The 4,459-nt window shown below is 48.4% G+C and carries 4 protein-coding genes; all 4 read right to left on the bottom strand.

Translation table 11 applies throughout. The features are described from left to right. Positions 1-1,594: transketolase (gene tkt / locus A1359_RS16715; RefSeq protein ID WP_066985773.1), on the bottom strand; the 1,594-nt coding region annotated here is incomplete at its 3' end. A gap of 148 nt (positions 1,595-1,742) precedes the next feature. Then, positions 1,743-2,390 (bottom strand): 3-hexulose-6-phosphate synthase, encoded by a 648-nt coding sequence (hxlA, locus tag A1359_RS16720; protein ID WP_066985776.1) that lies wholly within the window; start codon positions 2,388-2,390, stop codon positions 1,743-1,745. Between the two features lie 199 nt (positions 2,391-2,589). Then, positions 2,590-3,177, bottom strand: a complete 588-nt coding sequence (locus A1359_RS16725) for a UbiX family flavin prenyltransferase (protein ID WP_066985779.1) — start codon at positions 3,175-3,177, stop codon at positions 2,590-2,592. Between the two features lie 14 nt (positions 3,178-3,191). Continuing rightward, positions 3,192-4,133, bottom strand: coding sequence for a prolyl aminopeptidase (pip, locus tag A1359_RS16730; protein ID WP_066985782.1), 942 nt, complete (start codon positions 4,131-4,133; stop codon positions 3,192-3,194). Positions 4,134-4,459 lie beyond the last annotated feature (326 nt).

The following is a 4,459-nucleotide window of genomic DNA, read 5'->3' on the forward strand; positions in this document are numbered from 1 at the left end:
GCGCCAGGTTTTGACGGGAGAAGATCAACGTGCTGGGACCATCGTTGCGCTCGATCGCGGCTTTCCAGCTTACGGCCGATTCAACCGCATCACAAGGACGCCAGACTTGCATGTTGGGTATCATGCGCAGGGTAGCGGTTTGTTCGACCGGTTGGTGAGTTGGGCCATCTTCGCCCAGCCCTATCGAGTCGTGGGTGTAAACGAAGAGGGTCGGTGCTTTCATAAGAGCAGCCATACGCAGCGCGTTACGGGCGTATTCGCTGAACATCAGGAAGGTGGCGCCGTAAGGTTTGAAGCCGCCGTGCAGGGTCAGGCCGTTCATGATGGCTGACATGCCGAATTCTCGTACACCGTAATAGATGTAGTTGCCGTCATGTCCGTCAGCATTAACGTCTTTGCAGCCTGACCACAGAGTCAGGTTGGAGCCGGCTAAGTCAGCAGATCCGCCCAGCAGCTCTGGCAACAATGGACCAAAACCGTTCAGGGTGTTTTGTGAGGCTTTTCGGCTAGCAATGGTTTCGCCTTTGGCGTCTACCGCAGCGATGAAGGCATTGGATTTTTCAGCCCAGTCTGCTGGCAGTTCGCCCGCCATGCGGCGTTCGAATTCAGCAGCCAGCTCAGGATGCGCCGCTTTGTAAGCAGCAAACTTGGCATTCCAGTCTGCTTCTTGTTTAGCGCCTTTGCTGTTAGCATCCCATCCGGCTTTGATATCGGCTGGAATTTCGAAGGGTGCATGCGGCCAGCCAATGCGCTCGCGGGTAGCGGCGATTTCAGCTTCACCTAATGCAGCACCGTGACATTCTTCTTTACCTTCTTTATTCGGCGAGCCCCAACCAATGATAGTTTGGCAGCAGATAATGGTTGGTTTGTCAGTGACTTTTTTCGCTTCTTCAATGGCTTTTTTCACGGCGTCAGCATCGTGACCGTCGACTTTAGGAATGACGTGCCAGCCGTAAGCTTCGAAACGTTGCGGGGTGTTGTCCAGGAACCAGCCGTGCACATTGCCGTGGCCGCGCACTTCGCCGTCGATGGAGATGTTGTTGTCGTCGTAGAAGGCAATCAGTTTGCCCAACCCCATGGAGCCGGCCAGTGAGCAGGCTTCGTGGGAGATGCCTTCCATCAAACAACCGTCACCCAGGAATACGTAGGTGTGATGATCAACCACGTCGTGACCTGGACGGTTGAATTGACCCGCCAAGGTGCGCTCTGCCAAAGCAAAACCGACAGCGTTGGTGATGCCTTGTCCCAAAGGACCGGTGGTGGTTTCAACACCGGCGGTGTAACCATATTCAGGGTGACCTGGCGTTTGTGAGTGCAGTTGACGGAAATTTTTCAGTTCGTCAATGGCTAAATCGTATCCCGCCAGATGCAGCAAGGAATAGACTAACATGGAGCCATGACCGTTGGACATGACAAAACGATCTCGGTTGGGCCATTTTGGGTTAGAGGGATTGTGCTGCAGAAAATCATTCCACAATACTTCTGCAATATCAGCCATCCCCATCGGGGCTCCAGGATGTCCTGAGTTGGCTTTTTGGACGGCGTCCATGCTGAGTGCGCGGATGGCGTTCGCTAAGTCTCGGCGCGAAGGCATATATATCTCCTAAAAATTTTTATGTAAGCTGAGCTTGCGGCGTAATGGCCGCTTTATAATTCAGGTATTTAAAACGAAGAAAGGACGAGTGGCGCAGGCCACCCGTCCTTAGTTTGCCTAGTAAAAGCTAGGAAGAACCAAAGCTGGCTTATGCAGCTGCGGCGTCAACCAGTTCGCGAATTTCGCTAGCAGCTGTCGCAGGGCATGGTGCGCCATAAATAGCTGCACCAACAACAATGATGTTTGCGCCGGCTTCAACAACTTGTTGCACAGTAGCAGGCTTGATACCGCCAGCCACAGAAATGCGAACGCCTAAACCTAAACCAGCGATTTCATTCAAATCACCAAAAGGGGTATGACCTGCTGCTTGTGCATCCAAACCTGTGTGGATACCCATGATTTGCGCACCCAATTTAACGGATTCTCTTGCACAATAAGATTTGTCTTCGACATTGATCAAATCGATTTGAGTTTCAGCGCCATATTTTTTGGCTGCTTTGATAACACCAGCAATAGTAGCCAGGCCAGATACGCCCAACACGGTGCAGATATCCGCACCAGCTGCGTAGAATGCACCGGCTTCGTATTCGCCAGCATCCATAGTTTTCAGGTCAACCAACAACAATTTATCTGGAAAACGTTGTCTCAGTTCTTTAACCAGATTAATACCGTTGTATTTGATGCAAGGGGTACCGATTTCAAAAATATCAACATAAGGCGCTACTTGATCGGCCAATGCTACAGTTTGGTCGAAATCCAGTGAGTCCAACGCCATTTGAATTAAGGGTCTTGCCATGAGATGTGCTCCGATTGTTACAGTTATAGTTATAAGGACTACTCACCCACATACGATTAAGCTGCTTTGATTAGCAGTAAAAACAATCATTGTTGATAAGCAATAAAAAAGCTGGCAGCAACTCTAAATCAGAACTAGGCATTCTGTCAATTGAAAGCCTGCCATTTCATTGTCAATTTTATTATTTTTGCACGAATTTTTATATTTTTCCGTTCAAACCAATCCATGGCGTGAAGAGCTCTCCAACATCCACCCCGAACATATCCAGGATGCGACCAACCCCTTCATCCACCATGGCTTTGACCGAGTCGCTTTTATTATAAAAAGCCGGCATAGGCGGGAAGATAATACCACCCATTTCAGTTACTGCGGCCATATTACGAATATGCGCTAAATTCAAAGGCGTCTCCCGTGGCAACAAAACAGTTTTTCGCCTTTCTTTCAGTGCAACATCTGCCGAGCGGGAGATCAAATTATCACCAAATCCATGAGCAATAGCCGCCAGTGTTTTCATCGAACACGGCGCTACGATCACCCCTTCTGTTTTAAACGAACCACTGGCAATACACGACGCAATATCGTTAATACCATGCGTCACGTCGGCCAACCGATACACATCTGAACGATCCATATCCAGCTCATACTTCAAATTCACCAACCCAGCTGAAGAGATAACCAAATGCGTTTCCCATTCAGGCAACTCTTTTAAAACTTGCAGCATACGCACACCATAAATAGCACCCGTAGCCCCAGTCATAGCAATGACCAGTCGCTTTTTATTGATCATGTTTACCTTGAGATTTATGATAATTCCCTTGCCATTTTATCTGCCGCTGATACCAGGGCATCAATCATTTCCTCTCCTTTTGCAACATGACCCGCATTAGGCAATACCCGCCATTCCGCCTGTGGCAAGGCCTGATGTAAAGACCATCCCGCCTCCAGCGGACACGTCAAATCATTTTGACCGTGGATAATGATAGTCGGAATATCGCGCAAAATAGCGCAATTCTTTAGAATCTGATCTTCGGCGATGAAATAATTATTTTTAGCGTAATGCAATTCCATTTGGGATTGCTTGACTGCTTGCACATCTAAAGGCTCGTTATTTGGCAAAAAATCGCCGCCTAACGCCACCTGACCACCCCAACATTGCCAGTGCCGTGCCGCACGCTCCGCCGCTGCCTGATCTTTTCCAAACACAGCAGCATACAATTTAACCAACACATCATCACTGCTTGCTGACACGCTATTTAACATATTCTGCCAAACTTCTGGATAAATACGATTAACGCCGTTTTGCAAAAACCACTGCATATCCACCTGTCGTGCCAGAAACACCCCGCGCAATACCATACCTAACACGCGCTGTGGAAATTGCTGCGCATAAAGCAACGCTAAGGTGCCCCCCCAAGAACCGCCAAATAGCAACCATTGCTCGATACGCAACCGACTTCTAATCCGCTCCATATCATCCAGCAAATCCTGCGTCGTATTGCCCTGCAATTCACCGAATGGCTGTGACAAGCCACATCCGCGCTGATCCAACAAAATAATGTGATAACGCGCCGGATCGAAAAAACGCCGATGATCGGGCTTAGTGCCGGAGCAAGGCCCGCCATGTAAAAAAATTACCGGCATCCCGGCCGGATTGCCAGATTGTTCAACGTAGACCTGGTGTATGCTGTCGGTTTCTAGCAAAAAGGTGTGAAATGGAGGAAGTTCCGGATACAAAATTTTCATTATTTATTCATCACTACTTGCATAACTAAATCGGATTATTGTCTCAACAAATTGTCACTCGTGAGCAAATAAGCCGGCAGCGCTTGTGAAAGACTGTATTACCAGCATCCATCAAATCATCTTGAACGACTTGTGGCAAGTGTTCTGGCACCAACACAGCAGAGAGCAAAATATGGGTATCCAATAAAAAAGTACCTTGCGACAACTCAGCCACCTTGCTCAAATATTTTTGCTATTTCGTCAGTATGTAATGCATCAAATACCAAAGGCATGGTAAACCATCCGTTTCCCAAACCCAACTCACGCGACTTAGGAATGCGCATGAA

Origin of the sequence: Methylomonas lenta (genome assembly GCF_001644015.1) — a bacterium.
In the GTDB taxonomy this organism is placed as follows: domain Bacteria; phylum Pseudomonadota; class Gammaproteobacteria; order Methylococcales; family Methylomonadaceae; genus Methylomonas; species Methylomonas lenta.

Excerpts from the sequence above, each read along its gene's own strand:
- A1359_RS16725 (WP_066985779.1), bottom strand. The coding sequence starts at position 3,177 with ATGATCAATAAAAAGCGACTGGTCATTGCTATGACTGGGGCTACGGGT.
- pip (WP_066985782.1), bottom strand. The coding sequence starts at position 4,133 with ATGAAAATTTTGTATCCGGAACTTCCTCCATTTCACACCTTTTTGCTA.
- hxlA (WP_066985776.1), bottom strand. The coding sequence starts at position 2,390 with ATGGCAAGACCCTTAATTCAAATGGCGTTGGACTCACTGGATTTCGAC.